Origin of the sequence: Vescimonas sanitatis (assembly GCF_049060325.1) — a bacterium.
GTDB classification, from domain to species: domain Bacteria; phylum Bacillota; class Clostridia; order Oscillospirales; family Oscillospiraceae; genus Vescimonas; species Vescimonas sanitatis.
Genome location: NZ_JBMGPW010000046.1, coordinates 1 through 445 on the forward strand (window position 1 = coordinate 1; position 445 = coordinate 445).

Annotated in this window: 1 protein-coding gene; it reads left to right on the plus strand. The window is 67.6% G+C overall.

Annotated features, from left to right (window positions below):
- A partial coding sequence (locus ACOMDU_RS13680; RefSeq protein ID WP_421130708.1) for a TniB family NTP-binding protein occupies positions 1 to 445 on the plus strand: 445 nt, incomplete at both ends.

Sequence of the window (445 nt, forward strand, 5' to 3'; positions counted from 1 at the left end):
GCGCATGCCCAACCTGCTACTGGTGGGCCCGACAAACAACGGCAAGTCGATGATCATCGAGCGCTTCCGCCGGCAGCACCCGCCCAGCTCCGAACCGGACCGGGAGCAGGTCCCGGTGGTGTGCGTGCAGATGCCCTCGGAACCATCACCCTTGCGGTTCTACACCGCGATCCTGTCCGTCCTGGGCGCACCCCTGCGGCCCCGGCCTCGTCTGGTGGAGCTCGAACGCCTCGCCTTGTCCCTGCTGCGCAAGGTCGGGGCGCGGATGCTGGTCGTTGATGAGCTGCACAACGTGCTGGCCGGTCGCGGGGACACCCGTCGGGAGTTCCTGAACCTACTGCGGTTTCTGGGCAACGAACTGCGCATCCCGCTGGTCGGGGTCGGCACCCGCGAGGCCTACCTGGCGGTGCGCTCCGATGACCAGTTGGAGAACCGCTTCGAACCC